Genomic DNA, 25,603 nt, shown 5'->3' on the forward strand with positions numbered 1-25,603 from the left:
ATACTGCGCGTCTTTCAAAGGCGTGGGGACAATCGGAACAATAAAAACCCGATGCTGCCGATTTCCCGGATTGCCAGGCGAAGCGCTTTTCTTTAAAGCCTCGCCATGACCCAGACAGCACATCCCGACTCCGTTCTCATCGTCGATTTCGGCAGCCAGGTGACGCAGCTCATCGCACGGCGCGTGCGCGAGGCCGGCGTCTATTGCGAGATCGTTCCGTTTCAATCCGCCGAAGAAGGCTTCAAGCGCCTGCAGCCGAAGGCGGTGATCCTCTCCGGCAGCCCTGCTTCGACGGTCGACGAGGGATCGCCGCGAGCGCCTGAGATCATCTTCGACAGCGGCCTGCCGGTCTTTGGCATCTGCTACGGCCAGCAGACGATGTGCATGCAGCTCGGTGGCAAGGTCGAAAGCGGCCATCACCGTGAATTCGGTCGCGCCTTTCTCGATGTCGACAAGGATTGCCAGCTGTTCGAAGGCCTCTGGTCCTCCGGCTCGCGCCATCAGGTATGGATGAGCCATGGCGACCGCGTCACGGCGCTGCCGGATGGTTTCGAGGTGGTCGCCACCTCTTCCAACGCGCCCTTCGCCTTCATAGCCGACGAGAAGCGCAAATATTACGGTGTACAGTTCCACCCCGAGGTCGTGCATACGCCCGACGGCGCCAAGCTGATCGGCAACTTCATCCACAATGTCGCCGGCATCAAGGGCGACTGGTCGATGTCGGCCTATCGCCAAAGAGCGGTCGACGAGATCCGCAAGCAGGTCGGTGACAAGCGCGTCATCTGCGCGCTTTCAGGTGGCGTCGACAGCTCCGTCGCGGCACTCCTGATCCACGAGGCGGTCGGCGACCAGCTGACCTGCATCCTCGTCGACCACGGACTGATGCGCAAGGACGAGGCGGCCAATGTCGTCGCCATGTTCCGCGAGCACTACAATCTGCATCTGCTGCACGTCGATGCCTCCGACCGTTTCATCGGCGAACTCGAAGGCGTCAGCGACCCGGAGACCAAGCGCAAGATCATTGGCCGGCTCTTCATCGAAACCTTCGAGGAAGAGGCGAAGAAACTCGGCGGCGCCGATTTCCTCGGCCAGGGCACGCTCTATCCCGACGTTATCGAGAGCGTTTCCTTCACCGGCGGCCCGTCGGTGACGATCAAGTCGCACCACAATGTCGGCGGCCTGCCGGAGCGGATGAACATGCAGCTCGTCGAGCCGCTGCGCGAACTGTTCAAGGACGAGGTGCGCGCGCTCGGCCGCGAGCTCGGCCTGCCCGACAGCTTCATCGGCCGCCACCCCTTCCCCGGCCCTGGCCTCGCGATCCGCTGCCCCGGCGGCATCACACGCGAGAAGCTCGAGATCCTGCGCGAAGCCGATGCGATCTATCTCGACGAAATCCGCAAGGCCGGCCTCTACGACGCGATCTGGCAGGCCTTCGCCGTGCTGCTTCCCGTCCAGACTGTCGGTGTGATGGGCGACGGGCGCACGTATGAATTCGTCTGTGCGCTGCGCGCCGTCACCTCGGTCGACGGCATGACGGCGGATTTCTACCACTACGACATGGAATTCCTCGGCCGCGCCGCCACCCGTATCATCAACGAGGTGCGCGGCATCAACCGGGTTGTCTACGACGTCACGTCGAAGCCGCCCGGCACGATCGAGTGGGAGTGAGGGCAGAAGCCGCCCTCCGAGGTAGCTAATTGAGCGGCAGAAGCACCTCCGCCAGCGCCTCATGCTGCGGCACTTCAAAGAAGCTAAGCCGCTGGCAAATATTTGGAAGTCGCGCGTCGCCGCGCAGCATCCGCCAGCGACTCGCCGGCCTTAATAGCTTCGCCATTTGCCTCGATCGATCGGTCGACCAACACAAGGTCGCCAAAGGCGAGACGAAGTGGGGCTGAGACTGCCGGTGCATCGCTGATCTAAGGCATCAATGCTCGATGAAGCGCCTGCCCCGGTCAGTTCGGACGCGTTCGAGTTCAGCCAGAAACCAATTGCAATGTAAAATCAGTTGGCCTAACCTACTCCCGTCGCTACGCAGCCGAATTCACGCACATACCCGTTCAAGAAGGAAGTTGGCATGGCTAAGCTCGTCTTCGGGATGAACCAGTCGCTGGACGGTTACGTCGACCACACGGCCTTCGGGCCAAGTCCCACACTCTTCCGCCACTTCGTCGAGCAGGCGCAGAGGCAGGCGGGCAGCGTCTACGGCCGCCGGATGTACGAGGTCATGCGTTATTGGGATGAGGATCATCCCGAATGGGATACCGAGCAACGAGCCTTCGCAGCGGCGTGGCGGAAGCAGCCGAAATGGGTGGTCTCGCGCTCGTTGACGTCGGTCGGCCCCAACGCCAGGCTTGTTGGGAATGATCTCGAGGGCGTGATGCGCGCGCTAAAGGCCGAGCGTGACGGGGAAATCGAAGTTGCCGGGCCAGAATTGGCGCAAAGCCTTACCGGACTCGGGCTGATCGATGAATATCACATCTACCTGCATCCTGTCGTGCTTGGCCACGGCAAACCCTATTTCGCCGGGCCCCGGCCGCCGCTTCGTCTTGTGAGCCATGATCTGATCGACGAGAATGTGATCAAGCTGACCTATGTTCCTGCCTAATCCAAGGAGCCGCAGTAAACTTGTCCGATCGTGGGCGGCGCGCACCTCTCGCGCCTGCAGTTATGAGCGCGGCCTCCTCCAGCCTCCCTCATGCTGAGGTGCGAAGCCCATAGGCGTAGCCTCGAAGCACGCCGCAACATTGCTTCTTGCATCCCTCTGATGCCGCCTGGGCTTGCCTCAGCGCACAGGCCGGCCGAGGTTTAGTCACCACGGCCGGTCTTTGGTATGCAAGGATGTTGCAGCTCCAGAGCCGGCTTCAGCGGCCGTAAGTGACCTCGATCGAGGCCTTGTCGAGCGTGTTGGCCCTGACATAGAAGCCGACCATGGCGCCCGGCGCCGTCTCGGGAAGCGGAAGCTTGTCCACCTTGAGCGCGTAGACGGTGAACTGGTAGCGGTGCGGCTTATCGCCGGCCGGTGGGCATGCGCCGCCATATCCGGAGGTGCCGAAATCTGTGTGGCCTTCCACGGCGCCTGCGGGAAGCTTCTTGTCACCGCTCGCGCCAGCGGCAATCTCCGAAGTCTTTGCCGGGATGTTGAACACCGACCAATGCCACCAGCCGGAACCCGTGGGCGCATCCGGATCGTACGCCATGACGGCGAAGCTCTTGGTTCCCTCGGGTGCGCCCGACCAGGCCAGTTCCGGCGAGATGTTCTTGCCCGAGCAACCGAAGCCGTTGAAGACCTGCGCATCGGCCATGGCCTTGCCGGCGGTCAGATCCTTCGAAGTGAGCCTCATTTCGGCATGGGCGGCCGTGGCGCCGAAGACGGAGGCGGCCATAAGTGCTGCTGTGATCAATCGCATTGCTATTCTCCTGTGGTTGACGATGCCGGGAAACTATCGTCACCGCGCCAGCGCATCTGCCCCGCTCTGCTCAATTTCTGCCCCGATCCGCTCAAATTGTTCGGGTCCGCTGCGTACATGGCGTGGGCTGACGCCAAACCGCTCCTTGAAGCGCGCGGAAAATTGCGAAGGCGAATCGTAACCGACCTCCAGCGCAACCTGCGCCATCGGCAATGTCGTGGTCTGAATGAGCGCCAGAGCACGGTTCATCCGGGTATCGCTCAAGATCTCGCTGAAGGCTGTATTCTCGGCGGAGAGCCTGCGCCGCAGCGTCGCCTCGCTCATGTTGAACAAGCCCGCAGCATGCGCCAGCGTCCAGGCGCCGGCCGGATCAGCTTCGATCATCTGCCTCAGCCGGTCCTCAAGCCGGGGGCTTTCGCATCGGCCGAGCACCGCCCCGCAGAGCGCGAACCAGGTGACGAGTTCCATCAGACGGGCCTTGGCGATGGGACCCGGAAGCCGCGCCAGATTGCCCGGCTGACTGCAATATTCGAACAATGCAGCAGCTTCCTCCGGCAGCCTCGAGGTGCTGGCCGGAAGAGGCCGTGATGGCACGGCGACCGATCCCATCCTATCATAAGCGTCCTCGAAAAGCTGTCGCGGAATTGGAAGCGCCAGGGTCTGATATTTCTGCAGCGCCTTGGGAATGTTCTCCATCGTCAACGGCCGGTAGTCGGGCAACAGACCGTAATCGCCCGCCTCGAGGCGCAAAGGCTTGTCATCCGACATGACGATCTTCGTTCCAGACTGGACCTGGATCAGCAGCGGGCTGGTAGTGACGAGGCGATGGAAGCAGGCTCGACCACCCTGGCGGATCACTGCCCTGGTCGGAATGGGAAAGACGTCGTCGAGCATATGTTCTCCGCCAGCGGGATGGTCAGAACGGCGACCGGAGCAGCCAGCATGACGTCGCCCGCTTCACCATCCAACTGAAGGCTCGAAATACCAAAACCACATGCTCGCAGCAACCATGCCGGCGGCACGGCACTTGAGTAGGTCTAGCGACCGGCCGACCGGCGCACATAGTCGACCAGCGCGCGCAGTTTCACTGGCTGCCTCTGGCGCCTGGGATAGTAGAGGTAGAAACCAGGAAAGGGCGGGCAGAAATCCTCCAGCAGCGGGATGAGCTCGCCGCGATCGACATAGGGCGCGAAGGTTTCCACCATGCCGAAGGTGATCCCGGCCCCGGCGCAGGCCATGCGGATCATTATTCCCATGTCATTGGTCGTGACCACGGGATCGACGGCGACATCGAAGTCGCGGTCATTTTCGGTGAATTCCCAGCGATAGGGCGCGGTATCCGGGCGCGGCCGCCATCCGATGCAGGCGTGGTTCTGCAGGTCGCGGGGATGGTGAGGCGAACCGTGACGCTCGAGATAGCTTGGCGATGCGGCGGCGCATTGTCTCTGTTGAGACGAGACCGGTACCGCGATCATGTCCTGCTCGATCACCTCGCCCAGTCTCACACCAGCATCGAAGCCGGCTTCGACGATGTCGAATTCGTCATCGGTGATGGTGATATCGAGTTTGATGCCGGGGCAGGCCTGCATGAAGCCGGCGAGCAAAGTCCCGGATAGGAAGCGCTCGGCGATGGAGGAAACAGTGACCCGCAGCAGGCCGCTCGGGCGCGCTTGCATGTCGCGCACCGTCTGCATCGCATCGCTGACCTGGCGCATCGAGGGACGAACCGCCTCAAGGAAGACTTCGCCGGCCTCGGTCAGGCTGACGCTGCGCGTCGTGCGCTGAACCAGGGGCGCACCAAGGCGGTCCTCAAGGCGCTGCAAGGCTTGGCTGACGGCGGAACGGGTCACGCCGAGGCGCTCGCCGGCGAGCCGGAAATTCCGCGCCTCCGCTATGGCGAGAAAGACTGAAATGCCTTCGAGATCATTGGCCATTGGTTAGCAATGCTAACCAAGCCATTCGGCATTGGCAACTTAATCGCGCGGCTCGCCAAGACTATGTTCTGTCGAGGGCTAGGCATGAGCTAGCCCCGAGTGCTGCCCGCGTCGAAAGGAAGAGCGATGCCAAAGTTTTACCGCAGCCCAGTTCTGCATCTCTTCACCGCAATCATTCTAACTGGCACGGCGCTCCCCACGTGGCCCGCTGACGCCTCGAACGAGCGAAAATCCAAGTTCCAACAGCCAAGCGAGAACACCATGCAGCAGCATCCCTATGTCGGAATGTGGGTCACCGACGACGGCCGCGTCCGACACGAACTCCTGCCCGACAATCGTTACGACGAGGCCCGCGGACGCCGGGAGAGCGCCTATCGCGGACGCTACGAAGTCACCGGAACACATATCGAGTATTGGGACGATACCGGCTTCACCGCCGATGGCGATTTCGTCGACGACAACACGCTCCATCATGGCGGCATGGTGCTTCGCCGCAAATGACCCCCGCACAGCGAAAAGGCCGCATAGGACGGCCGGAAAGGATGACGACATGTCTTCCACCACACCCATCTGGTTCATTACCGGCGCATCATCCGGCCTCGGCCGGGCACTCGCCGAAGCGGTTCTGGCGCGCGGCTGGCGCGCTGCCATTACGGCGCGCAAACCCGATACACTCGGCGACCTCACGGCAGCACATGGCGAGCGGGCGTTGACCCTCGCCCTCGACGTAACCGACGGCCGCTCTATCGCTCCTGCGGTCCGTGAAGCCGAGGCGCAGTTCGGCGCCATCGATGTCCTCGTCAACAATGCCGGCTATGGCTATCTCTCGGCAATCGAAGAGGGCGAGGATGCCGAGATCCGCGCCCAATTCGAGACCAATGTCTTCGGCTTGATCGCCGTGACCAAACAAGTTCTGCCTGGCATGCGCTCGCGCCGGCGGGGGCATATCTTCAACGTCTCCTCGCTCGGCGGGCTCGTCGCCTTCGCTGCAACCGGCTACTACCATGCTACCAAGTTTGCGGTGGAAGCCCTGTCGGAGTCGCTGGCCCATGAGGTCGGTCCGCTTGGCATCCGTGTGACGATCCTGGAGCCCGGCGGCTTCCGCACCGATTGGGCCGGCCGCTCGATGGTCGAATCCAGCACGATCCTCGAAGACTATGCCGAGACCGCGGGCAAGCGGCGCCAGGCCACCCGCTCGGTTTCCGGCAAGCAGCCGGGCGATCCCGCACGCGCGGCAAGCGCAATCATATCGGCCTTCGAGGCGGGCGAGCCGCCGCTGCGGCTGCTGCTCGGGGCAGCTTCCCTGAAGATCGCCCGCGAACGGCTCGACACGCTGCGCGCCAATTTCGATGCCTGGGCTGACACGACGCTCAGCGCCGATTTCCCCAACTGATCGCCACAACAACCCTCAACCTGCACATGGAGTGTGAAATGTCTGACATCGAAGGAAAGGTCATCGCCATCACCGGAGCCAGCAGCGGCATTGGAGAGGCCACGGCAAAAGTGCTGGCCGCGGCGGGCGCCCGGATCGTGATCGGCGCACGCCGCAGCGACCGACTGGAGGCGCTCGCCGGCAAAATCGAAGCTGGAGGTGGAACGGTGCGTCTGCGCAAGCTCGACGTCACCGACCGTGCCCAGGTGGAAGCCTTTGCCGGCTTCGCCAAGTCCGAATTCGGCCGCCTCGATGTCGTCGTCAACAATGCCGGCATCATGCCGCTCTCGCCGCTCGACGCACTCAAGGTCGACGAGTGGGACCGAATGGTCGACGTCAATATTAAGGGCATTCTCTACGGCATAGCGGCCGCTCTTCCGATCATGAAGGCACAGGGATCGGGGCAGATCATCAACCTGTCCTCGATCGGCGGCCACAGCGTCTCGCCGACTGCCGCCGTCTATTGCGCGACGAAATACGCGGTGCGGGCAATCTCGGATGGATTGCGTCAGGAGACAGATCGTATCCGCGTCACCGTCGTCTCTCCCGGAACCACGACATCGGAACTCGCCGACACGATCACCGACCCGACGGCTCGTGACGCCATGCGGGCCTTCAGGGCCGTCACGATTAATCCCGAGGCGGTCGCCAATTCAATCCTCTATGCCATCAGCCAGCCCGATGACGTCGATGTCAGCGAGATCGTCATCCGGCCGACGGCCAGCCCGCATTGAGCTGCCGGCATTTCGCCTAAAAACCCAGCGATTGCCGGGCGGGCGGCGGCGGGGCGAGGCTAACGCCTTCAAGCTCCAGCATGCGGGCCTTTGATGTTGAGCCGCCGGGCGCGGAGAAGCCGCCGATCTTGCCGCCGGCGGCCAGCACCCGATGGCAGGGAATGATCAGGGCGACTGGGTTTTTCGCCATCGCCTGACCAACATCGCGGGCCGCTTCCGGCCCGACGCCAAGCTCCTTCGCCAGCGCGCCATAGGTGGTCGTGCGGCCCCAGCCGACACGCCGTGCCGCCGCATAAATATCCCGGAAGAAGTCGTTCTGGCCGGCAAGATCGAGTTGGACGCAGGAGAAATCGGTTTCCTCCCCTTGGAAATAGCGTTTCACCGCTGCGACGGTCTCGAGCACCTGAGGCGTCGGCGCGCCGGGCGCACCATCGGGCAGTCGGCGCAGAAGCAGCCGCTCGGTAGCCTCCGCGGTTTTCGTCGGCAGCTGGAAACGGACGATGCCGGCTTCGCTCCAGGCGATGCCGCAGAAGCCGCCCGCGGTTTCGAAGATGAGATAGTGGTGCCTTGTCTCAGCCATGACACAGCCTCCGCGTTTTCGATGTCCCAAAGGATCGTATGGAGCTGTCGCTGTTTCAACCCGTTTCTTGCCTAGATCGTTCTTTTTTTGTTCCTGGAGGCCTGAAAGCCGATTAAGCAGGCACTTTTCATGTTTCGTGCATCATCTCGACGGCGAGGCAAGATCAATCATAGCGGCAACCTGCTTTTCTTCGGGCCTTGGTGAGGCAAGGGTGGCGGTGAGGCTTGCGCTCGCCGGTTTTCAGCGCATAAAGCTGGTCGGGCTGGTGAATGCGGAGCAAGGACAGCATGGACGTTTCGGAGATCATCATCCCAGGCGATACGCCGGGAACGGCGTGGCGGCTGCCGGTGCTGCGTTTTGCTGGCCGTGATCCGAAGGCGCCGAAGGCCTACATTCAGGCGGCGCTTCACGCCGGTGAGCTGCCGGGAACGGCGCTCCTGCATTTCCTCTCGGAGCGGCTGCGTCGGGCGGAAAGCGAAGGCGCGGTCGCAGGCGACATCACCATCGTACCGCAGGCCAACCCCATCGGCGCGGCGCAATCGCATTTCGGCGAATTGCAGGGTCGCTTCGATCTCGGTTCCCGCACCAATTTCAACCGGGATTTTCCGCTGATAAGCGTCAGCGATCGGGCAATGCTGACGGAAGATTTCAATGATTATCCGGCTACCGACCAGCTGAAGCGGCGGCTTCTGCACATGGCGCTCGGGGCCGACCTCGTCCTCGATCTGCACTGCGACGACGAATCACTGCAATATGCCTATATCGATGAGGCCTTCTGGCCGGAGGCGGCCGACCTTGCCGCCGCGCTCGACATGGAGGCCGTGCTGCTTTCGGATGGCGAAAGCTCGGCCTTCGAGGAGGCCGTCGGTTTTGCATGGAAATATGCGGTTCCCGGCGAACGACAATCCCGACTGCCGGGCAAGCTTTCGGTCACCGTCGAGCTGCGCGGCAAGCGCGACGTCGATCCGCTGCTGGCGAAGCGGGATGCGGACGGGCTCTGGCGTTTTCTCGCCGCACGGGGGATCGTGAGCGACGACAGAATGGCGCCGGCCATGTTTGTCGGTCCTGCCGTGCCGCTCGACAATGTGGAGATCATCCGCGCTCCCGAAGGCGGCGCCGTGCTCTTCCATCGCATGATCGGTGACAGGATTGCAGAGGGCGAACTTCTGGCGACGATCGTCACCCGGCCGGGTCAGCCTGACGGCAGCATCGACCTGCATGCGCCGCAGGATGGGCTGGTCCTGACCCGAACCTCGGATCGGCTGGTGCGCCGGCGCGGCGACCTGATGAAGATCGTCTGCGCCAGGCCGAGCAAGGCCACACGCAAGGCCGGCACGCTGGAGAGTTGAGCAGGCGCTGCCCGGGACAAATGCCCGGGCGGCATTTGCGCCGGCTGTCGCGCATGCTATCCCGTTGCCATCACAGGGAGATCGATCGGGCATGGCCGTCACCATCTATGGCATCAAGAATTGCGACACGATGAAGAAAGCCCGTAGTTGGCTGGAAGAACACGGCGTCGCTTATGTGTTTCACGACTACAAGGCACTCGGCATCGACCGCGCCCATCTCGAAGCCTGGATCGACGAAGCCGGCCTCGATACGGTGCTCAACCGCGCCGGCACCACCTTTCGAAAACTGCTCGATGCCGAGCGCGAGAACCTGAGCCGGGAGAAGGCGATCGCGCTGATGCTCGACCAGCCGTCGATGATCAAGCGGCCGGTGCTGGAGACGGAAGGCAAGCTCTTGATCGGCTTCAGGCCGGAGAATTATTCGGATCTGTTCGGGCGCTGAGCAATGTCCAAGACCACGCGCGCGACACAGATTCTCTCCCAGGCGGGTGTCGCCTTTACCATTCACACCTATGATTATGATCCGGACGCAGAGCGCGTCGGGCTGCAGGCGGCGGAAGCCTTAGGCGAGGCGCCGCAGCGCGTGCTGAAAACGCTGATGGCGGAGGTGGACGGCAAGCCCGTCTGCGTTGTCGTGCCGTCGGATCGCGAAGTCAGCATGAAAAAACTCGCCAGCGCCTTTCGCGGTAAATCCGCCAATATGATGAAGCCTGCCGATGCCGAACGGCTGACGGGCTACCATGTCGGCGGCATCAGCCCCTTCGGCCAGAGGAAGACCGTGCCGACGGCAATCGAGGAGATCGCTCTCGCCGAGCCGCTCGTCTATATCAATGGCGGACAGCGCGGACTGCAGGTGCGGCTTGATCCGAAGGATGCACTGAAGGTGGTAAAAGCCGTCGGCGCGCCATTGGTCGCCTGATCAGAGGAAACGAGCGAGCAGACCGGAAATCGCCTTCGCCTCGTCTTCGGCAAGCTTGCTGCCGACATGGCTCTCGATCGCTGCGGCATAGACAGTCCACATCCGCGTGCGAAGCGTTCGGCCGGCATCGGTGATCAGAACCCAGCGCCCGCGGCAGTCCTCGGCGAAGACCTCACGCCGGACCAAGCCCCCTCTTTCCAGCCGGTCGATCAGCCGGGAAAGATTATACTGGGCCAGCAATGTCCGCTCCTCTATCTCGTAGGGCCGCAGCTTGCCGTCGTTCGCGCGCGCCAGTTCCCACAGCACGTCATACCAGGCAAGCGGCGGCATGCCGGCCGCTTTCAGATCGGCTTCGATCGCGGCGAGCAGCCGTTCGCGAGCGCGCATGATGCTGGTCCAGGCAGAGGTGGCGGTTTCGCTCGGCTTCGGTATCTTTTCCATGATAGATGCAGATACATTTATCTTGCGCAAAGCCGCAAGCATTATTATATGCAAATGCATCTATTAAAACTGCGAGGAGACGTTCATGAGCAGGCTTACCCTCATCAGCCACCATCTCTGCCCCTATGTGCAACGCGCCGCCATCGCGCTTCACGAAAAGGGTGTTCCCTTCGAGCGCGTCAACATCGACCTTGCCAACAAGCCGGACTGGTTCCTGCAGATCTCGCCGCTCGGAAAGGTGCCGCTGCTGAGGATCGAGGAAGAGGATGGCAGCGAGGCCGTCCTCTTCGAAAGCAGCGTCATCTGCGAATATCTGGAGGAGACGCAGGCGGGACCTGCCCTGCATCCTGCCGATCCGCTTGCCCGCGCCCGCCATCGCGGCTGGATGGAGTTCGGCTCGTCCGTGCTTTCCGATCTCTGGGGCTATGAAACGGCCACGGAGGTGGAACAGCTGGAGGCCAAGCGCAAGGCGCTGATCGCCAAGTTCACGACGCTCGAAGGAGCGCTCGCGGATGGACCTTATTTTTCCGGCAGCAGCTTCAGCCTCGTCGATGCCGTCTTCGCGCCGATCTTTCGGTATTTCGATGTTTTCGACAGGCTGGGGGATAGCGGCATCTTCGAGGGGCTCGAGCGGGTGACGCGCTGGCGGAGCTCGCTCGGCGAACGGCGGAGCGTGAAAGACGCCGTCGGCGAGGATTATCCGCAGCGGCTGTTGGAATTCCTGGAAAAGCACAAGTCGATCCTGCTCAGGCTGCCCATCGCGGCCTGAGGCGTGATGCTGAAACCGGTCGGGCATGGCGCCGGCCGGTTTCAAATCGGCTGCGGCGCGCTTCATTTTCGCCGCAAACGGGTCTAAGTCTTTCAGCCTCCTGGAGCGGTTCAGCTTTTCACGGAAGCGCAGAACCGCTCCAATCTTTTGGATCTACGCAATTCCGGACGGAAAACCGCTTCGCACTTTTCCTGGAATTGCTCTAGCGTCGATGACAGAAGGCAGGTTGAACCATGACTTTCATGCCCCAGAGCCAGAACACCGTTGATCCCGTCAAGCTGGAGAAACTCGCGGAAGTCGCGGTCAAGGTCGGGCTGCAGCTGCAGAAGGGCCAGGATCTGGTGATCACCGCGCCTGTTGTGGCGCTCCCGCTCGTTCGCCTCATCACCAAACACGCGTATCAGGCCGGCGCCGGTCTGGTAAGCGCCTTCTACTCCGACGAGGAAACGACGCTGGCGCGTTATCAGTACGGCAGCGACGAGAGCTTCGACCGCGCCTCCGACTGGCTCTACGAGGGCATGGCCAAGGCCTATGCCAACGGGGCGGCCCGCCTGGCGGTCGCCGGCGACAATCCAATGCTGCTTTCCGAGCAGGATGCCGGCAAGGTCGGCCGCGCCAATCGCGCCACATCAACCGCCTATAAGCCGGCCTTGGAAAAGATCTCGAATTTCGACATCAACTGGAACATCGTCTCCTATCCCAACCCCTCCTGGGCCAAGGTGGTCTTCCCCGACGACCCGGAACCGATCGCAATCGCCAAGCTCGCCAAGGCGATCTTTGCCGCCTCGCGCGTCGATGTCAGCGACCCTGTCGCCGCCTGGGCGGAGCACAATACCAATCTCGCCAAGAGCTCAGCCTGGCTGAACGGCGAGCGTTTTGCCTCCCTGCATTTCAAGGGGCCGGGCACCGATCTGACGGTCGGTCTTGCCGACGGGCATGAGTGGCATGGCGGCGCCTCCACCGCCAAGAACGGCATTACCTGCAATCCGAATATTCCGACTGAAGAGGTGTTCACGACGCCGCATGCTTTGCGGGTCGAAGGCCATGTCTCGAGCACCAAACCGCTCTCGCACCAGGGCACGCTGATCGACAATATCCAGGTGCGCTTCGAGGGTGGGCGGATCGTCGAAGCCAAGGCGTCACGCGGCGAAGAAGTGTTGAATAAGGTGCTTGATACCGACGAGGGCGCGCGCCGGCTCGGCGAAGTGGCGCTCGTGCCGCATTCCTCGCCGATCTCAGCGAGCGGCATTCTGTTCTACAACACCCTGTTCGACGAAAACGCCTCCTGCCACATCGCGCTCGGCCAGTGCTATTCCAAGTGCTTCCTCGATGGCGCTTCACTGAGCCAGGAGCAGATCAAGGCGCAGGGCGGCAATTCCAGCCTGATCCACATCGACTGGATGATCGGCTCCGACAAGGTCGATATCGACGGCATCACACCGGACGGTGGGCGGGTTCCGGTGATGCGGCAGGGCGAGTGGGCCTGAGCGGCATCACCGTGCGCTGGCTGAGCCAGACGCTGGCAAGGACCATGGCGAAGCCGGCAAGCTGCGCCGGCGTCAGGCTCTCGCCGAGCGCCAGCCAGCCGAGAAGAGTGGCAACGACGGGGCTCAGGAAGCCGAGCGACGCCGCAGCCGAGGGCTCGATGCGGGACAGACCGCGAAACCACAGCAGATAGGTAAAGGCCGCTCCGATCAGGCCAAGCCAGGCGATTCCGAGAATATTGGCGGCCGTCGGCACCGGTAGCGCCGGCTCAAGCAGCAAGGCGACGGGCACGAGCAGGATACCGCCCGCGGTCAATTGCCATGACGTAAAGGTAAGGCTGGAAACAGGCGGCTGCCAGTGACGGGTCAGCACGGTGCCGAAGGCCATGGAGACGGCGCCGGCAAGGCCAGCCGCAACGCCCAGAGGATCGAGCGCTGCATTCGGCGTCAGCACCAGCAGCGCGACGCCTGCCATACCGATCAGGCCGGCGACGACGGCAAGGAAGCGGATCGGCTTGCCGAGGAATAGGCGCGACAAGGCGATGACAATCAGCGGCTGAACGGCGCCGACCGTGGCCGCGACGCCGCCCGGCAGGCGATAGGCCGAAACAAAGAGCATTGTCCAGAAGAACGAGAAGTTCAGCGCGCCGAGAATGAAGGCGCGGCCCCACCAGACCCCCGTCGGCAGCTTCCGGACAATGAGCAGGAGAAGCAGGCCGGCCGGCAAAGCACGCAGCATGGCGACAGACAGCGGATACCCCTGGGGCAGGAAGGACGTCGTGACGAAATAGGTGCTGCCCCAGATGGCGGGGGCGATAGCGGTCGTCAACACGTCGGCGATATGGCGGGAATTTGTCTTCATATCAAGAATCTCTATATCAAGATAAATTCAGCATAGTCCATTTTATCTTGACGTCAAGATATCCACTGCTATCGATGTGACATGAGTGAAGAGAAGCAAGATCACGTCGACCGAGTCCTGGCGCAATGGAGGCGCGAGCGGCCCGACCTCGACGTCGAACCGATGGGCATCCTCGGGCGCCTGAAGCGCCTCGGCACCCATCTCGGCCGCGAGGTCGAAGCCGTGCTCATGAAGCACGGGCTTTCCACCCCGGCCTTCGACGTCCTAGCCACACTTCGCCGTTCAGGCGCGCCGCACCGGCTTTCGCCGGGCGAGCTTCTGGAGATGACGATGGTGAGCTCCGGCACGATGACGAACCGGATCGACCAGTTGGAGAAAGCGGGATTCGTCGAGCGCATCGTCAATCCGCAGGATAGGCGCAGCGTGCTGATTGCGCTGACCGACAAGGGACTTGCGACCGTCGAAGAGGCGGTCGGCGCCCATGTCGCCAATCAGCAGCGGCTGACGTGCAATCTGACACCCGATGAAAGGGCCACGTTCGACCGGTTGCTCAAGAAGTTCCTGTCGGACTTCGAATAGTCAGACTGCGGCGAGCAACTTACGGACGCGCTCCAAATGCGCCTTGCGCCTGGCATCAGTCGCGCGGTCCATGTCGTGCAGGCTCAGCATTCGGAAGACGAGCTTCTTCGCGCAGAATGCGGCAATGCCGCGCTTCAGCAGGCGGCGGACGGGATCGCCCATATAAAGATGCACCAGCCACCAGGGCGAGCCCGTCGTCGTCAACGCATAGAGCAGCCGGATATTGGTAAGCTCGGGCACGATGCGGCCGCCGGCGGCATCGTGCGTGAAGGCCACGCCGGGCGCGAAGATGCGATCGAAGAACCCTTTCAGCACGGCTGGAAAATTGAACCACCATTGCGGAAAGACGAGGACGAGACCTTCAGCCGCCTTCAGGCGGCCAACGATGCCGGCAACGGCCGAAGTGTCGTAGGGCATATCGAAGTAACCGCGGCGCTCGGCTTCGGAAAGGCGCGGATCAAAATCCTCAGCGTAGAGATCGATGAGATCGACAACATGCCCGGATGCTTCCAGTGCCTCGCGCGCCGTGCGCGCCACCGAGGCGGCGAAACTTTCCGGCAGCGGATGGGCAAGCACCAGCAGGATCCGCATCGTCAGAACAAGCTTCCTTGCTTCGGCGTCTCGGCAGGTTTCGCGCCCCGCTTCTTCGCCCCGGCGGGCGGTACGCCGCCTTCTGTGGTCATGGCGCCGACCCGGCCGTCGGCAAATTCGATGGCGATGCCCATGCCGGGGGAGAGTGCCGCCGCCTGCGAAACCGGCCTGTTGTCCTCATCGCGAATGACGGCGTAGCCGCGCTTCAGCACATTCTTGTAGGAGAGCGACTGCAGCACGCGGTCCTGAGCGGAAAGTTCGGCGCGGGCGCGCGTCAGCTGATGGCGGATCGCCGTATCGGCATGGCGCGAAAGGTTGCCGAGCCGCTCACGACTGCGGTCTGTCTGGGTCTTCAGCCGCGCCGGCAGCGAAGCGAGGATGGCCTCGGCGCGGTCAATGCGGGATTTCGAGCGATCGAGCAGACGCTCGATTGTGCGCTCGGCCCGCGCCATGCGCTCGCTCAGAAGCTGGCGTCGCTCGGCGATGCGATTGGAGAGCACATCGGGGCGCAGATGCGAGGCCATACGCTCGAAGCCGCGACGCTTGTTGATGGTGTTGAGTTCCAGCCCGCGACCAAGACCGACGGCCGATTCATCGAAACGGCGGCGCGGCAAGGCGAGAAGCTGATCGAGCGAGGGCAATGCCCGCATCAGACTACGGACGGACTGGCGGCGCTGATCCATCTGCCGGTTCATGCAGCCCTGCAGGCGGGCGGCAAGCGCCGCAGCCTGCGCCTCGAGCTCCGCCTTGACGGGCACGGCCATTTCCGCGGCCCCCGTCGGGGTCGGAGCGCGGACATCGGCGGCATAGTCGATCAGCGTCCAGTCGGTCTCGTGGCCGACGGCCGAGATCAGCGGTATGCGGCTTTCGGCAGCGGCGCGCACGACGATCTCGTCGTTGAAACTCCAGAGATCTTCCAGGCTGCCGCCGCCGCGCGCGACGATCAGCACATCCGGGCGGGGGATGGCGCCGGCGGGCCCCAGCGCGTTGAAGCCGCGGATGGCGTTCGCCACCTCCTCGCCGGATCCCTCCCCCTGGACCTTCACCGGCCAGACGAGGACATGCACGGGAAACCGATCGGAGATGCGGTGAAGGATATCGCGGATGACGGCGCCGGTCGGCGAAGTGACGACGCCGATCACATGTGGCATGAAGGGCAGCCGCTTCTTGCGGGCGGCGTCGAACAAACCCTCGGCGCCGAGCCTGCGCTTGCGCTCCTCGATCAGCGCCATCAGCGCGCCGGCGCCTGCCGGCTCCAGCGTCTCGATGACGATCTGATATTTTGAGGAGCCCGGAAAAGTGGTGACCTTGCCGGCGGCGATCACCTCCATGCCTTCCTCCGGGCGGAACTTCAGCCGCGAGAACGTGCCCTTCCAGATCACGGCGTCGATGCGGGCGCGATCATCCTTCAGTGCGAAATAAGCGTGGCCGGAGGAGTGCGGACCGCGATAACCGGATATTTCCCCGCGCACGCGAACCTGATCGAAGGCGGTTTCGACGGTGCGCTTGATCGAGCCGGAAAGCTCCGAAACCGAATATTCGGCAAGGTTGGTCGGCGAATCGCTGTCGAAGAGGTTGCTCATCCCTCCTTTCTATTTCCATTGGCGGGAAACAGGAAGGTCCACGACCGCCGGAGAGACCCGTTTTCCCGGCGGCTGAACCGTTAGCGTGGCAGAGTCGACGCCGTTCTATCAAGACTCATGCTATGGGCATTGCGTGCATGCGGTCGTTGCAGCAGAAAAAAATGACAAGAAAAACGGGAAAATCCCCTTCGCCGCGGAACGCATAGATAAAAAGCGCGTTTTACCCGAAAGGGATTGCTAACCACCGCAATACAAAGGATTTTCAGCCGAGAGAGCCGGTAAATCTTTGTTAGTTGGCGCTTCCTATTCTTCCCCTCGTTCTCTCTGGGAAGGTGCTGAAATGATTATTCTCACAGCAGCAGCATTGGGCATCAGCGCCGGGTTAATGCGCTCGGCCGCCGGGATCGCGTTGGTGGCCGCGTTGATCGGAATGAGCTTCACCCTGGCGGCGATAACCTCGCCGGGGCCAGTGTCACTTCTGGCGCTTGTTTATGCCATTCTCGGCTATAATGGCGGTCTTATCCTCTTTGTGCTCGGGCTTTATGCCAGCGACCGTCTGCGGGCCGTCCGCACGTCTCACTGACGTCAGCGCAACATAAAGGCTGCCGGCGTCAATTCGCCGTCGGCCGGTAGCGGAAGAACTGGACGCCCGTATCCGGCACTTTTGCAAGTGGTTCCAGATAGGGCGGAATATTCCCCTTGCCGAGTTCGGCATAGAGCCCATCCGGCTTCATTTTGGCAAGTTCGCGCGTCTGCAGGTCCTTCGGGCAGAAAGCAAGCGCCGTCACACCGGCTCCCTTCAAAAAGGCTTCCGCCTCCTGCGGCTTTGCCAGGCCGATATGCATTTCCGTCAGCATGCCGCCCTGATCTCGGTGATAGGGGGCGGCGAGAACCCGATTTTGAGTGAATCGGAGGATCGGCACACCCATTTCCGATGGCGCGGAGACCAGGCCGGGCGGTAGTTCGCCAAGCGGTGCCAGCGCCTCTTTCGATGTGCAGGAAAGCGCTTTTGCCGGCTCCGCCGCTTTGTTCTGCGCATCGTTCTCCATCTGCATTGAAACAAGCCCGCCGCCGACGGCCCAGACCGCCGGAACGCTTGCGAGAACACTCGTCACATAGACAAGGGCGGCAGCGACATTCTCGCTGTCGCTGTTGGAGATGCGCCTGACATCGATAATCAGCAGGGCGAGCGGCAGGATCGAAAGCAGGTTCGAGAAGGAAGAGCCGCGCACCTGGACCAGCGCGATCGCCCAGCTCGTGGCAAGCAGGAAGAGCAGGATAAGGTGGATCTGCACGCGATCGCTCTGAATGAGGCGAAAGATGCAGACGGCAATGCCGAGCAGACCTGCCGCATAGAAGGCTCCGACCAAGGTGGGATCGGTGCGCGCCAGCGCCAGGAGCGACTGGGCTTCTGAAATATGGCGCAGCCAGAGTTCGACCAGCATCGGATCGAGACTGCCCAACGGATCGCTCAGGCATTGCGGTGCGATGACGATCGCCGCACCAAAAACGCCGGCGCCGACAAAGGCGAGCGCGATAAAGCGCAAGGGTCGACGCAAGCCGCTCGCAAAAATGGCCGAAAACAACAGGAGGCCGCTGCCGATCGCCGCCAGACTGTAGTAGCCGAGCGAGAGATTATCGCAGGTAACCATCGAATAGAGCCGGGGCGGAACCGTTGCGAAGAAAAGAATGTTGATCGCAATCGTCAGCGACAGCCCGAAGGCCCGGGCCGCAGCGCAAAAATTCTCGCCTTCCCATGCCCAGAGCAGCGCGACCGTGAGGCAGACGGCAGCGACGAAAGGAGTGGTCTCGGCGCCGATGGCGATGGCGACAGCCGCCGCAACGCCGGCGACCGCGTAGCTCCAACCGCGACGCGCGGGATCCATGAGCATGGCCACCATCGTCGCGACCAGCGCCAGCTGCGCATTGTGATGATCGATGGCGCCAGGGGCGAAGCGGTTTCCGATGTAGATCGCCGGTGCAGTGAGACCGAGGGCGATATGCATACCCGCAATGCCGCCGATCCGCCGGCCGGCAACGCCCATGGCGAGCATGGCAGGAAAGATGAGCGATACGGGCCAGACGGCCAACGCCAGCGCCTCGGCGGTTTCACGCGGCGCAAACAGGTCGAAGAACCAGATCAGCGAAGCGATCGGCAGATCGATTAAACGCGACCAATGCATCAGCGTACCGCCGGCGAGGCCGAGACGATATTGCATCAGATCGAACCAGCCCTGACCGGCAAGAAAATCGCGAACCTCGACGAGACGCATGCCATCGTCATTGTCGGGACCGACATAATCCGTGGCGCCGGAGAGCTTGGTAACAAGGATGACGGCGGCGAGGATGACACTATAGGCGATGACGGCGGGCCAGAGACGCGTCAGCAGCGCCCCGAGCCGGCTCCTGCGGGCGGCGGTCACGGTCGACGCATTGGCGATCGGCTGCACGGCATTCATCGTGGTTAGCAACTCGTTTCCAGATCGCCGAACCTTAGCGGGCGCCGATCAAGAAAGTGTAAAGCCGTTTGCGCAGGCAGCCGATTTTGCCTCGGTCATAGGGTCTTATTAACGCTGCATGATTTAAGCTGTTGGCGGCTTTTCAGTGTAACGAGTAGAGTCATGGCCCGAACGCGTTCCCATCACCCGGACATTGCCGTCCTGCTTCCCTGCTATAATGAAGCTGCGACGATCGGCTCCGTGGTGCAGGGCTTCCGGGCGACGCTGCCGGATGCCGCAATCCACGTCTACGACAATAATTCCACCGACGGCACCGCGCTGCAGGCGATGCTGGCCGGAGCGCATGTCGTGCGCGAGCGGCGGCAAGGCAAGGGACATGTCGTGCGCCGCATGTTCGCCGACATCGAGGCCGACATCTACATCATCGCCGACGGCGACGGAACCTATGCACCCGGCGATGCCGAGGAGCTGGTGCGGACGCTTCTGACCGAACGCGCCGACATGGTTGTGGGAACCCGGCGCGGCGTGCATGCTGACGCCGGCCGCCAGGGCCATGCGCTTGGCAACCGGCTTTTCAACCTGCTCTACCGGACGATCTTCGGCCCCGACTTCACCGATATTTTTTCGGGCTACCGCGCTTTCTCGCGCCGCTTCGTCAAGAGCTTCCCGGCAGTATCCGGCGGCTTCGAGATCGAAACCGAGATGTCGGTGCATGCCTCCCGGCTGAAACTTCCGGTCAGCGAGCTGGAGCTCGATTATGGCCGCCGCCCGGAAGGTTCGCACTCCAAGCTTTCGACGTTCCGCGACGGCGGAAAAATCCTCTGGATGTTCGCGATGCTGATGAAGGAAACGCGACCCTTCGCCTTCTTCAGCGCGATCAGCGCCGCCTTCATGCTGACGAGCCTCGGCTTCATGACGCCGGTCCTGGCGGAATATTTCGACACGGGCCTCGTCAGCCGCATGCCGACCTGGGTGCTGTCGATGGCGCTGATGATGATCTCCTTCATGCTTTTTACCGCCGGCGTCATCCTGGATTCCGTGGCCCGGGCCCGGGCCGAGCAGCTTCGCATCCATTATATGAGCCTGGAGACCGCCAGCGCGGCCAAGGCGCCGCTCGCCGACGCAAAACCGGCATCGCGTGAACGTCCCGGAAAGGCGGATGCGGCATGAGAAAGCTCGTCCGCTTCGCGATCGGCGGCGGCATCGGCTTCCTTGTCGATGCCGGCATGCTGGCGGCGCTGCTCCATCTGACGCCGCTCGGCCCATTTCTGGCGCGGCTCGTCGCCATCGGGGTGGCAATGGCGACCACCTGGGCCTTCAATCGCAGCTTCACCTTCGATCGTTCCGGGCGGTCGCTTGCTGCCGAGGGTTTCCGCTACGGCTCGGTCGGCGTGACGGCGGCGCTTGTCAATTACGGGCTTTACTCTGCGCTGCTGCTTTCGCTGCCCACGCTCCAGCCGCTGGCGGCCATGGTGATCGCCAGCGTCGCCTCGATGGTCTTCAGCTTCTTCGGCTATTCGCGCTTCGTCTTCCGTCCGGAATGAGCGGAATGATCAGACTGGCTCCCAGCCGTCCTTCTCGCTGGCGCGGTAGATCGCATCGATCACCTTCTGGTTCAGCTTCGAGTTTTCGAGCGTGACGATCTCTTCCTTGCCGTTCTTTACCGCCCGAGCGAAGGCCTCGACCTCGCGCCTGTATTGGCGGCTGTCCTGATAGCGGAAGATGCGCGATTCATTGTGGCTGCGATCGGCCAGTTCGATCTCTTCCGGTCCCCAGCGATTGGCGTTGAAGGGCGACTTGACCTCGATGTAACCTTCGGTGCCATGGAAGACCATGACCTGGCGGTTGGCCATCTGCGTAGAGACATAGAAACTCAGCTCGAAATCGCCAAAATCAGCCTTGACGCTCGAATAGATGTCCGTGCCGAAATCCGCATCGCGCTCGGTGATCGCCTGGATCCGGAGCGGCTCCTTGCCGGTGGAAAAGCGGGTGCTCATGACGGGGTAGACGCCGATATCGGGAAGGCCGCCGCCGCCGAGTTCAGGAATATTGCGCATGTTGGCGGGGTCGCGGTTGAAATAGGTGAAGGCGCCCTGAACATGCCGGAGCGAACCGATCGCACCCTCCGCGATCAGCGAACGCACCTTCTGCCAGACGGGGGCATAGGTGACCATATAGGCTTCGGTCACCACCACCCGATTCCGGTCGCGGGCGGCGATCACCTCGTCGATATCGGCTGCTTTCAATGCCAGCGGCTTCTCACAGAGCACATGCTTGCCGGCATCGGCCGCCTTGATCGCCCATTCGATGTGCTGCGAGGTCGGCAGCGGAATGTAGACAGCGTCGATGACGTCGGAGGCGAGCATCTCCTCGTAGGAGCCGAAGGCATGCGGCACGGAAAAGCGGTCGGCCATCTCTCTCGCGCGCGCGAGATCGCGGCTTGCGATTGCGGTGACGACGCAGTTTTCCGCGTCCTGAATTGCTGGAACGACGTTGTCGCGGCCGATCTTCGCCGTTGATATGATACCGAAACGCAACATGATTCAATCTCCCAAAGCTGATTTTCCGCGAACCATATGCAGGCCTCTGCTGCGGCGCAATGGCACAAGCTGAAATCACGGAAACTTGGCTTCCCTCCCGCCCGGATCGCGCTAGGTTAGGCGAAACAACAAGCATGATGACTCCGAAAATCGTTCGCACTTTTCGGCATCATGCTCCGGGCCGGCGCCCTGCCGTATCCGCGGTTTCAATCAAATTATTCATTTTGGAGAGCGTCATGAACATGCGCCGGCTTGGGAAAACAGGTCTTTCGGTGTCGCCGATCGTCTTCGGCGGCAATGTCTTCGGCTGGACGGCTGACGAGAAAACATCTTTCGCCATTCTCGACGCTTTCTTCGACGCGGGGCTCAACACCATCGACACGGCGGATGTCTATTCCGCGTGGGTTCCCGGCAACAAGGGCGGCGATTCCGAGGAGATCATCGGGCGGTGGCTGAAGCAGGCGCGAATTTCCCGCGACAAGGCCGTTATCATTACCAAAGTCGGCTCGGACATGGGACAGGGAAAGACCCTCAAGGAGGCATACATCCTGAAGGCGGTGGAGGATTCGCTGCGCCGGCTGCAGACGGACTATATCGATCTCTATCTCGCGCACTGGCCGGATGCCGATACGCCGCACGAGGAAACGCTCGGCGCCTTCGCCAAGCTGAAGCAGCAGGGCAAGGTCCGCGCCATCGGCTGCTCGAACTATGATGCGAATCTGCTGCAGGCGTCGTTCGACGCAGCCGAGAAGGCCGGCCTGCCGCGATACGACGTGCTGCAGCCGGAATATAATCTTTACGAGCGCGCGAGCTTCGAGGGGCCACTGGCCGAACTCTGCATCAAGCAAGACATCGGCGTCATCACCTATTTCAGCCTCGCGGCCGGCTTCCTCACCGGCAAATACCGCACTAAGGCCGATACGGAAGGCCGCGCTCGGGAAGGCCGGGTTTCGCAATATCTCGATGCCAAGGGCCTGCGCATCCTCGCCGCGCTTGATCAGGTTTCGGCCGAGACCGGCGCCAAACCCGCGGAAATCTCGCTCGCCTGGCTGTTGCGCAAGAAGGGCGTGACGGCACCGATCGCGAGCGCAACCAGTCTATCGCAGCTTGAAAGCTTGGTGAAATCAGCGACACTTGCACTTTCTGAAGAAGCAATGGCGCTGCTCGACGAAGCCGGTGCCTGAAACAGGAAAGCCCATGACCGTAACGATACGCGATGCCAGCCCCGAGGACGAAGCCCGTTGGCGTGAACTCTGGGCGGCCTATCTGGCTTTTTACGAAGTGACGGTCGATGCCGACATCACCGATCACACGTGGCGCCGGGTCTTCGATCCCGCCTCGGCGATCGCGATGCGCGTCGCCGAAGTCGATGGCCGGGTGATCGGATTTGCGCTCTATCTCACCCATGAAGGCACGTGGATCCGCGGTAGAGACTGCTACCTCGAAGACCTGTTCGTCGACTCCGACGCACGGGGAAAAGGCGTCGGGCGGGCGCTGATGGACGATCTCGTCGCGCTCGGCAAGGCCAAGGGCTGGTCGCGGCTTTACTGGCATACGAGCGAAGGAAACAGGGCCGCTCGAGCGCTCTACGACAGCTATGTCGAAAGCGACGGTCATATCCGCTACCGTATCAGTTTCTGAGTGCGGGAAATCCCTCATACCATCCGGAATGGTCGCCTTCCCAGTTCGCCATGCCCTGCTTGGTGAGGATGCCGCGCGGCCTGATATAACTCTGGATCACCCGCTTCGGCCGTTCGTGCCACTGGATGTTGAAGGCCCAGAGCTTGGGGAAAAAACAAAGCGAGGCATAAGGGAGGTGATCGTGGATCCACCAGGCAAGTCGCTGCCAATCTCTTTCGTCGCGGTAATGATCAATCATCCACGGCACGACGATGCAGGCGGTCGCGCCCATGCAGCCATCGAAATCGAGCATGTCCCAGATATGATCCGCTGATGTGGCGGCATTGGTCGAACAGTTGAGATTGTTCTCGTTGCCGAACTTGTTCACCTCAGGCGAACGATAGCCGGAGCGGATGTGCAGGCGTCCGAACGTCGTCTGCAGCGGCTCCAGCAAATCGTCGCAAAGTCTTCTGCCGGCCTCGATCGCAAGGTCGGGATTCTCAGGAATATTGGGAATGCGGTAGAAATCGGCGATTTCGGAATGGAGGAAATCGCGGAAGAAGAAGTTTTGCGACAGCCGTACGCGGCCGAGATCCTCCAGACCTTTCATCGAACCCGGCTTTCGCATGAGCTTTTCTTCCTCCACATCGGCGGCAGGATGATTGCCCGGTGCGGTTTTCCAGTCCACCCGAAATCGGTCGGGAACAAATTGCGCGATCTTTGCTTCTTAGTGTGTCGCCGCGTTCGCGGCCTTTCCCAAAACAAGGATCGAGAAAATGGCCAAGGAAAAGACGTTGGAAGATCTCTTCTACGACACGCTCAAGGACATCTATTTTGCCGAGCGGCAGATATTGCGCGCCCTGCCGAAGATGGCGCGCGCCGCCCAGTCCTCCGAACTGAAGGCCGGTTTCCAGAAGCATCTCGAGGAAACCGAAGCCCAGGTCGAGCGCCTGCAGCAGGTTTTTGAAAAGATCGGCAAGCGCGCCCAGGGCAAGACCTGCGAGGCGATCCAGGGCATTATCGCCGAGGGCGAAGAGATCATGGAAGAATTCAAGGGCACACCGGCGCTGGATGCCGGGCTGATCTCGGCCGCCCAGGCGGTCGAGCACTATGAAATCGCCCGTTACGGCACACTGAAGACCTGGGCCGCAACGATCGGCCTGAAGGATGTCGTCGCCCTGCTCGACCAGACGCTGCAGGAGGAAACGGCCACCGACAAGATCCTTACCAAGCTCGCCACGACGGCGGCAAACCAGAAGGCAAAAGCCGCCTGACGAAACGAGGCAAACCGAGCGGCGGCCCTCACCGGCCGCCCGCATCCCTCTCCACATACCTGAAGAAATCGATAAAGGCGCGCAGCGCCGGCCGCATCTGCCGCCGGCTCGGATAATAGACAAACGGCCCGGGATAGGGCGCACACCAATCCTCCAGCACCCGCACCAGCCTGCCGGCCGACAGTTCAGTATGCACCCGCATATCGAAGAGATAGGCAAGACCGGCGCCGTTCAGCGCCGCAAGAAGGGCCAGCCGGTCCTCGCTGACGACAAGCGGCCCGTCGACCGCGACGATCAGTTCCTGCCCGTCCTTTTCGAATTCCCAACGATAGATGGAGCCGTTGGTGAAGCGTCGCTTGATGCAGCGATGATGGACAAGATCGCGCGGGTGCTGCGGCTTCGGATAGCGTTCGAAATATTCGGGCGAGGCCGCAATCACTGTCGTCAGATTGGGCGAGATTCTGACGGCGATCATATCGGCCTCCAGGCTCTCCTCCAGCCGGATGCCCGCGTCGAAACCCTCCTTGACGATATCGGTGAAGCCGTCCTCATTGGCGATCTCCAGCGTGATATCGGGATAGAGATTGAGGAAATCGCCAAGGCGCGGGGCGAGCAGAATATCGGAGGCGAAGCGCGGCGCTGTGATGCGCAGGTTTCCGGCCGGTTTGCCGCGCGTATCGTTGACCGCCTCCAATGCGATACCGATTTCCTCGAGCGCCGGACGCAACCTTTCGAGAAGCAGCCGGCCTTCCTCCGTTGGCGCGACACTGCGGGTCGTGCGCGCCAGGAGCCTGACGCCGAGACTTTCCTCCAGGCTAGATATGGCGTGGCTGACCGCCGACGGCGCGACGAGCAGTTCCTTGGCCGCGGCTCGGAAACTGCGATGTTCCGAGACGGCGGCGAGAACGGCGAGTTGAGAGAGTTGCCTTCTGTTCATTGATCTAAATTATAGAACAGGTTGTTAGAAACTGCATGCATTTTTTGATTGATACGGCGCCGATATAGTCTGGCCGTACCGCAATGATCTCCCAACCGGTTCGACGTCA

General features: G+C 62.0%; 29 protein-coding genes. 17 read left to right on the forward strand and 12 right to left on the reverse strand.

From position 1 onward, the window contains the following. The first annotated feature begins 105 nt into the window (after window positions 1-105). Both guaA and PH551_RS04145 read left to right on the forward strand, forming a co-directional pair. Window positions 106-1,668 (forward strand): glutamine-hydrolyzing GMP synthase, encoded by a 1,563-nt coding sequence (gene guaA / locus PH551_RS04140; protein WP_285191960.1) that lies wholly within the window; start codon window positions 106-108, stop codon window positions 1,666-1,668. 406 nt (window positions 1,669-2,074) lie between these two features. Further along, window positions 2,075-2,605 (forward strand): dihydrofolate reductase family protein, encoded by a 531-nt coding sequence (locus tag PH551_RS04145; RefSeq protein WP_285191961.1) that lies wholly within the window; start codon window positions 2,075-2,077, stop codon window positions 2,603-2,605. A 256-nt stretch (window positions 2,606-2,861) separates the two neighbouring features. Here PH551_RS04145 and PH551_RS04150 read toward each other — a convergent pair whose 3' ends face one another. From PH551_RS04150 to PH551_RS04160, 3 genes are all read right to left on the reverse strand, one after another. Then, window positions 2,862-3,407, reverse strand: a complete 546-nt coding sequence (locus PH551_RS04150) for a YbhB/YbcL family Raf kinase inhibitor-like protein (RefSeq protein WP_285191962.1) — start codon at window positions 3,405-3,407, stop codon at window positions 2,862-2,864. Window positions 3,408-3,446: 39 nt separating this feature from the next. Further along, entirely contained in the window at window positions 3,447-4,301 is an 855-nt protein-coding gene (locus tag PH551_RS04155) for a helix-turn-helix transcriptional regulator (RefSeq protein ID WP_285191963.1), read from the reverse strand. 143 nt (window positions 4,302-4,444) lie between these two features. Then, entirely contained in the window at window positions 4,445-5,341 is an 897-nt protein-coding gene (locus PH551_RS04160) for a LysR family transcriptional regulator (RefSeq protein ID WP_285191964.1), read from the reverse strand. Window positions 5,342-5,467: 126 nt separating this feature from the next. Here PH551_RS04160 and PH551_RS04165 point away from each other — a divergent pair, with 126 nt between their 5' ends. The 3 genes from PH551_RS04165 to PH551_RS04175 are packed head-to-tail and all read left to right on the forward strand — an operon-like array spanning window position 5,468 to window position 7,507. Then, window positions 5,468-5,842 (forward strand): Atu4866 domain-containing protein, encoded by a 375-nt coding sequence (locus tag PH551_RS04165; RefSeq protein WP_285191965.1) that lies wholly within the window; start codon window positions 5,468-5,470, stop codon window positions 5,840-5,842. A gap of 49 nt (window positions 5,843-5,891) precedes the next feature. Continuing rightward, window positions 5,892-6,734, forward strand: coding sequence for an oxidoreductase (locus tag PH551_RS04170; protein ID WP_285191966.1), 843 nt, complete (start codon window positions 5,892-5,894; stop codon window positions 6,732-6,734). Window positions 6,735-6,772: 38 nt separating this feature from the next. Then, window positions 6,773-7,507: an SDR family oxidoreductase gene (locus PH551_RS04175; RefSeq protein WP_285191967.1), complete on the forward strand. Its 735-nt coding sequence runs from the start codon at window positions 6,773-6,775 to the stop codon at window positions 7,505-7,507. Window positions 7,508-7,523: 16 nt separating this feature from the next. Here PH551_RS04175 and PH551_RS04180 read toward each other — a convergent pair whose 3' ends face one another. Then, on the reverse strand, window positions 7,524-8,087 hold the full coding sequence (locus tag PH551_RS04180) for a methylated-DNA--[protein]-cysteine S-methyltransferase (RefSeq protein WP_285191968.1): 564 nt from the start codon (window positions 8,085-8,087) through the stop codon (window positions 7,524-7,526). Between the two features lie 287 nt (window positions 8,088-8,374). Here PH551_RS04180 and PH551_RS04185 point away from each other — a divergent pair, with 287 nt between their 5' ends. The 3 genes from PH551_RS04185 (at window position 8,375) to ybaK (ending at window position 10,355) form a co-directional block, all read left to right on the forward strand. Further along, the gene (locus PH551_RS04185; protein ID WP_285191969.1) at window positions 8,375-9,436 is read left to right on the forward strand and encodes a M14 family metallopeptidase; all 1,062 of its coding nucleotides are present in this window, start codon (window positions 8,375-8,377) and stop codon (window positions 9,434-9,436) included. Between the two features lie 91 nt (window positions 9,437-9,527). Beyond that, the gene (locus PH551_RS04190) at window positions 9,528-9,878 is read left to right on the forward strand and encodes an ArsC family reductase (RefSeq protein ID WP_285191970.1); all 351 of its coding nucleotides are present in this window, start codon (window positions 9,528-9,530) and stop codon (window positions 9,876-9,878) included. A 3-nt stretch (window positions 9,879-9,881) separates the two neighbouring features. Next, window positions 9,882-10,355: a Cys-tRNA(Pro) deacylase gene (ybaK, locus tag PH551_RS04195; protein WP_285191971.1), complete on the forward strand. Its 474-nt coding sequence runs from the start codon at window positions 9,882-9,884 to the stop codon at window positions 10,353-10,355. On the opposite strand, the gene PH551_RS04200 is transcribed toward ybaK, so the two are convergent. Continuing rightward, on the reverse strand, window positions 10,356-10,796 hold the full coding sequence (locus PH551_RS04200) for a MarR family winged helix-turn-helix transcriptional regulator (RefSeq protein ID WP_285191972.1): 441 nt from the start codon (window positions 10,794-10,796) through the stop codon (window positions 10,356-10,358). It lies immediately after the preceding gene. A gap of 85 nt (window positions 10,797-10,881) precedes the next feature. Between PH551_RS04200 and PH551_RS04205 the strand changes: the two genes are divergently transcribed. Beyond that, window positions 10,882-11,565, forward strand: coding sequence for a glutathione S-transferase family protein (locus PH551_RS04205; protein ID WP_285191973.1), 684 nt, complete (start codon window positions 10,882-10,884; stop codon window positions 11,563-11,565). Window positions 11,566-11,798: 233 nt separating this feature from the next. Continuing rightward, on the forward strand, window positions 11,799-13,052 hold the full coding sequence (locus PH551_RS04210; RefSeq protein ID WP_285191974.1) for an aminopeptidase: 1,254 nt from the start codon (window positions 11,799-11,801) through the stop codon (window positions 13,050-13,052). Here the strand turns inward: PH551_RS04210 and PH551_RS04215 are convergent. Next, on the reverse strand, window positions 13,000-13,911 hold the full coding sequence (locus PH551_RS04215; RefSeq protein WP_285191975.1) for an EamA family transporter: 912 nt from the start codon (window positions 13,909-13,911) through the stop codon (window positions 13,000-13,002). The genes PH551_RS04210 and PH551_RS04215 overlap by 53 nt on opposite strands. Before the next feature lie 81 nt (window positions 13,912-13,992). On the opposite strand from PH551_RS04215, the gene PH551_RS04220 reads away from it, so the two are divergent. After that, entirely contained in the window at window positions 13,993-14,490 is a 498-nt protein-coding gene (locus PH551_RS04220; protein ID WP_285191976.1) for a MarR family winged helix-turn-helix transcriptional regulator, read from the forward strand. Here the strand turns inward: PH551_RS04220 and PH551_RS04225 are convergent, their stop codons facing one another. Both PH551_RS04225 and xseA read right to left on the reverse strand, forming a co-directional pair. Further along, complete coding sequence (locus PH551_RS04225; protein WP_285191978.1) at window positions 14,491-15,081, reverse strand: NAD(P)H-dependent oxidoreductase; 591 nt, start codon at window positions 15,079-15,081, stop codon at window positions 14,491-14,493. A gap of 2 nt (window positions 15,082-15,083) precedes the next feature. Next, window positions 15,084-16,664: an exodeoxyribonuclease VII large subunit gene (xseA, locus tag PH551_RS04230; RefSeq protein ID WP_285191979.1), complete on the reverse strand. Its 1,581-nt coding sequence runs from the start codon at window positions 16,662-16,664 to the stop codon at window positions 15,084-15,086. A gap of 340 nt (window positions 16,665-17,004) precedes the next feature. On the opposite strand from xseA, the gene PH551_RS04235 reads away from it, so the two are divergent. Further along, the gene (locus PH551_RS04235) at window positions 17,005-17,247 is read left to right on the forward strand and encodes a hypothetical protein (protein ID WP_020920162.1); all 243 of its coding nucleotides are present in this window, start codon (window positions 17,005-17,007) and stop codon (window positions 17,245-17,247) included. A 28-nt stretch (window positions 17,248-17,275) separates the two neighbouring features. Here the strand turns inward: PH551_RS04235 and PH551_RS04240 are convergent, their stop codons facing one another. Next, entirely contained in the window at window positions 17,276-19,123 is a 1,848-nt protein-coding gene (locus PH551_RS04240) for a hypothetical protein (protein ID WP_285192130.1), read from the reverse strand. A gap of 162 nt (window positions 19,124-19,285) precedes the next feature. Between PH551_RS04240 and PH551_RS04245 the strand changes: the two genes are divergently transcribed. Further along, window positions 19,286-20,293: a glycosyltransferase gene (locus PH551_RS04245; protein WP_285191980.1), complete on the forward strand. Its 1,008-nt coding sequence runs from the start codon at window positions 19,286-19,288 to the stop codon at window positions 20,291-20,293. Continuing rightward, window positions 20,290-20,667: a GtrA family protein gene (locus PH551_RS04250; RefSeq protein ID WP_097599529.1), complete on the forward strand. Its 378-nt coding sequence runs from the start codon at window positions 20,290-20,292 to the stop codon at window positions 20,665-20,667. The genes PH551_RS04245 and PH551_RS04250 overlap by 4 nt, the downstream gene beginning before the upstream one ends. A gap of 9 nt (window positions 20,668-20,676) precedes the next feature. On the opposite strand, the gene PH551_RS04255 is transcribed toward PH551_RS04250, so the two are convergent. Beyond that, window positions 20,677-21,663: a Gfo/Idh/MocA family protein gene (locus PH551_RS04255; RefSeq protein WP_221127898.1), complete on the reverse strand. Its 987-nt coding sequence runs from the start codon at window positions 21,661-21,663 to the stop codon at window positions 20,677-20,679. Between the two features lie 236 nt (window positions 21,664-21,899). On the opposite strand from PH551_RS04255, the gene PH551_RS04260 reads away from it, so the two are divergent. Both PH551_RS04260 and PH551_RS04265 read left to right on the forward strand, forming a co-directional pair. Further along, the gene (locus PH551_RS04260) at window positions 21,900-22,847 is read left to right on the forward strand and encodes an aldo/keto reductase (RefSeq protein WP_285191981.1); all 948 of its coding nucleotides are present in this window, start codon (window positions 21,900-21,902) and stop codon (window positions 22,845-22,847) included. A gap of 13 nt (window positions 22,848-22,860) precedes the next feature. Continuing rightward, entirely contained in the window at window positions 22,861-23,304 is a 444-nt protein-coding gene (locus PH551_RS04265) for a GNAT family N-acetyltransferase (RefSeq protein WP_285191982.1), read from the forward strand. Here the strand turns inward: PH551_RS04265 and PH551_RS04270 are convergent. Continuing rightward, complete coding sequence (locus PH551_RS04270) at window positions 23,294-23,911, reverse strand: hypothetical protein (RefSeq protein WP_085779928.1); 618 nt, start codon at window positions 23,909-23,911, stop codon at window positions 23,294-23,296. The genes PH551_RS04265 and PH551_RS04270 overlap by 11 nt on opposite strands. A gap of 148 nt (window positions 23,912-24,059) precedes the next feature. On the opposite strand from PH551_RS04270, the gene PH551_RS04275 reads away from it, so the two are divergent. After that, entirely contained in the window at window positions 24,060-24,557 is a 498-nt protein-coding gene (locus PH551_RS04275) for a YciE/YciF ferroxidase family protein (RefSeq protein WP_085776628.1), read from the forward strand. Window positions 24,558-24,585: 28 nt separating this feature from the next. Here PH551_RS04275 and PH551_RS04280 read toward each other — a convergent pair whose 3' ends face one another. Next, on the reverse strand, window positions 24,586-25,494 hold the full coding sequence (locus PH551_RS04280; RefSeq protein ID WP_183700665.1) for a LysR family transcriptional regulator: 909 nt from the start codon (window positions 25,492-25,494) through the stop codon (window positions 24,586-24,588). Window positions 25,495-25,603 lie beyond the last annotated feature (109 nt).

Origin of the sequence: Rhizobium atlanticum (assembly GCF_030182485.1) — a bacterium.
In the GTDB taxonomy this organism is placed as follows: Bacteria; Pseudomonadota; Alphaproteobacteria; order Rhizobiales; family Rhizobiaceae; genus Rhizobium.

Coding starts and splice junctions, on each gene's coding strand:
- PH551_RS04145 (WP_285191961.1), top strand. CDS start 2,075: ATGGCTAAGCTCGTCTTCGGGATGAACCAGTCGCTGGACGGTTACGTC.
- PH551_RS04210 (WP_285191974.1), top strand. CDS start 11,799: ATGACTTTCATGCCCCAGAGCCAGAACACCGTTGATCCCGTCAAGCTG.
- ybaK (WP_285191971.1), top strand. CDS start 9,882: ATGTCCAAGACCACGCGCGCGACACAGATTCTCTCCCAGGCGGGTGTC.
- PH551_RS04235 (WP_020920162.1), top strand. CDS start 17,005: ATGATTATTCTCACAGCAGCAGCATTGGGCATCAGCGCCGGGTTAATG.
- PH551_RS04245 (WP_285191980.1), top strand. CDS start 19,286: ATGGCCCGAACGCGTTCCCATCACCCGGACATTGCCGTCCTGCTTCCC.
- PH551_RS04200 (WP_285191972.1), bottom strand. CDS start 10,796: ATGGAAAAGATACCGAAGCCGAGCGAAACCGCCACCTCTGCCTGGACC.
- PH551_RS04215 (WP_285191975.1), bottom strand. CDS start 13,911: ATGAAGACAAATTCCCGCCATATCGCCGACGTGTTGACGACCGCTATC.
- PH551_RS04255 (WP_221127898.1), bottom strand. CDS start 21,663: ATGTTGCGTTTCGGTATCATATCAACGGCGAAGATCGGCCGCGACAAC.
- PH551_RS04205 (WP_285191973.1), top strand. CDS start 10,882: ATGAGCAGGCTTACCCTCATCAGCCACCATCTCTGCCCCTATGTGCAA.
- PH551_RS04155 (WP_285191963.1), bottom strand. CDS start 4,301: ATGCTCGACGACGTCTTTCCCATTCCGACCAGGGCAGTGATCCGCCAG.
- PH551_RS04160 (WP_285191964.1), bottom strand. CDS start 5,341: ATGGCCAATGATCTCGAAGGCATTTCAGTCTTTCTCGCCATAGCGGAG.
- guaA (WP_285191960.1), top strand. CDS start 106: ATGACCCAGACAGCACATCCCGACTCCGTTCTCATCGTCGATTTCGGC.
- PH551_RS04225 (WP_285191978.1), bottom strand. CDS start 15,081: ATGCGGATCCTGCTGGTGCTTGCCCATCCGCTGCCGGAAAGTTTCGCC.
- PH551_RS04180 (WP_285191968.1), bottom strand. CDS start 8,087: ATGGCTGAGACAAGGCACCACTATCTCATCTTCGAAACCGCGGGCGGC.
- PH551_RS04175 (WP_285191967.1), top strand. CDS start 6,773: ATGTCTGACATCGAAGGAAAGGTCATCGCCATCACCGGAGCCAGCAGC.
- PH551_RS04260 (WP_285191981.1), top strand. CDS start 21,900: ATGAACATGCGCCGGCTTGGGAAAACAGGTCTTTCGGTGTCGCCGATC.
- PH551_RS04250 (WP_097599529.1), top strand. CDS start 20,290: ATGAGAAAGCTCGTCCGCTTCGCGATCGGCGGCGGCATCGGCTTCCTT.
- PH551_RS04165 (WP_285191965.1), top strand. CDS start 5,468: ATGCCAAAGTTTTACCGCAGCCCAGTTCTGCATCTCTTCACCGCAATC.
- PH551_RS04275 (WP_085776628.1), top strand. CDS start 24,060: ATGGCCAAGGAAAAGACGTTGGAAGATCTCTTCTACGACACGCTCAAG.
- PH551_RS04270 (WP_085779928.1), bottom strand. CDS start 23,911: ATGCGAAAGCCGGGTTCGATGAAAGGTCTGGAGGATCTCGGCCGCGTA.
- PH551_RS04220 (WP_285191976.1), top strand. CDS start 13,993: ATGAGTGAAGAGAAGCAAGATCACGTCGACCGAGTCCTGGCGCAATGG.
- PH551_RS04265 (WP_285191982.1), top strand. CDS start 22,861: ATGACCGTAACGATACGCGATGCCAGCCCCGAGGACGAAGCCCGTTGG.
- PH551_RS04190 (WP_285191970.1), top strand. CDS start 9,528: ATGGCCGTCACCATCTATGGCATCAAGAATTGCGACACGATGAAGAAA.
- PH551_RS04150 (WP_285191962.1), bottom strand. CDS start 3,407: ATGCGATTGATCACAGCAGCACTTATGGCCGCCTCCGTCTTCGGCGCC.
- PH551_RS04170 (WP_285191966.1), top strand. CDS start 5,892: ATGTCTTCCACCACACCCATCTGGTTCATTACCGGCGCATCATCCGGC.
- PH551_RS04185 (WP_285191969.1), top strand. CDS start 8,375: ATGGACGTTTCGGAGATCATCATCCCAGGCGATACGCCGGGAACGGCG.
- PH551_RS04240 (WP_285192130.1), bottom strand. CDS start 19,123: ATGAATGCCGTGCAGCCGATCGCCAATGCGTCGACCGTGACCGCCGCC.
- PH551_RS04280 (WP_183700665.1), bottom strand. CDS start 25,494: ATGAACAGAAGGCAACTCTCTCAACTCGCCGTTCTCGCCGCCGTCTCG.
- xseA (WP_285191979.1), bottom strand. CDS start 16,664: ATGAGCAACCTCTTCGACAGCGATTCGCCGACCAACCTTGCCGAATAT.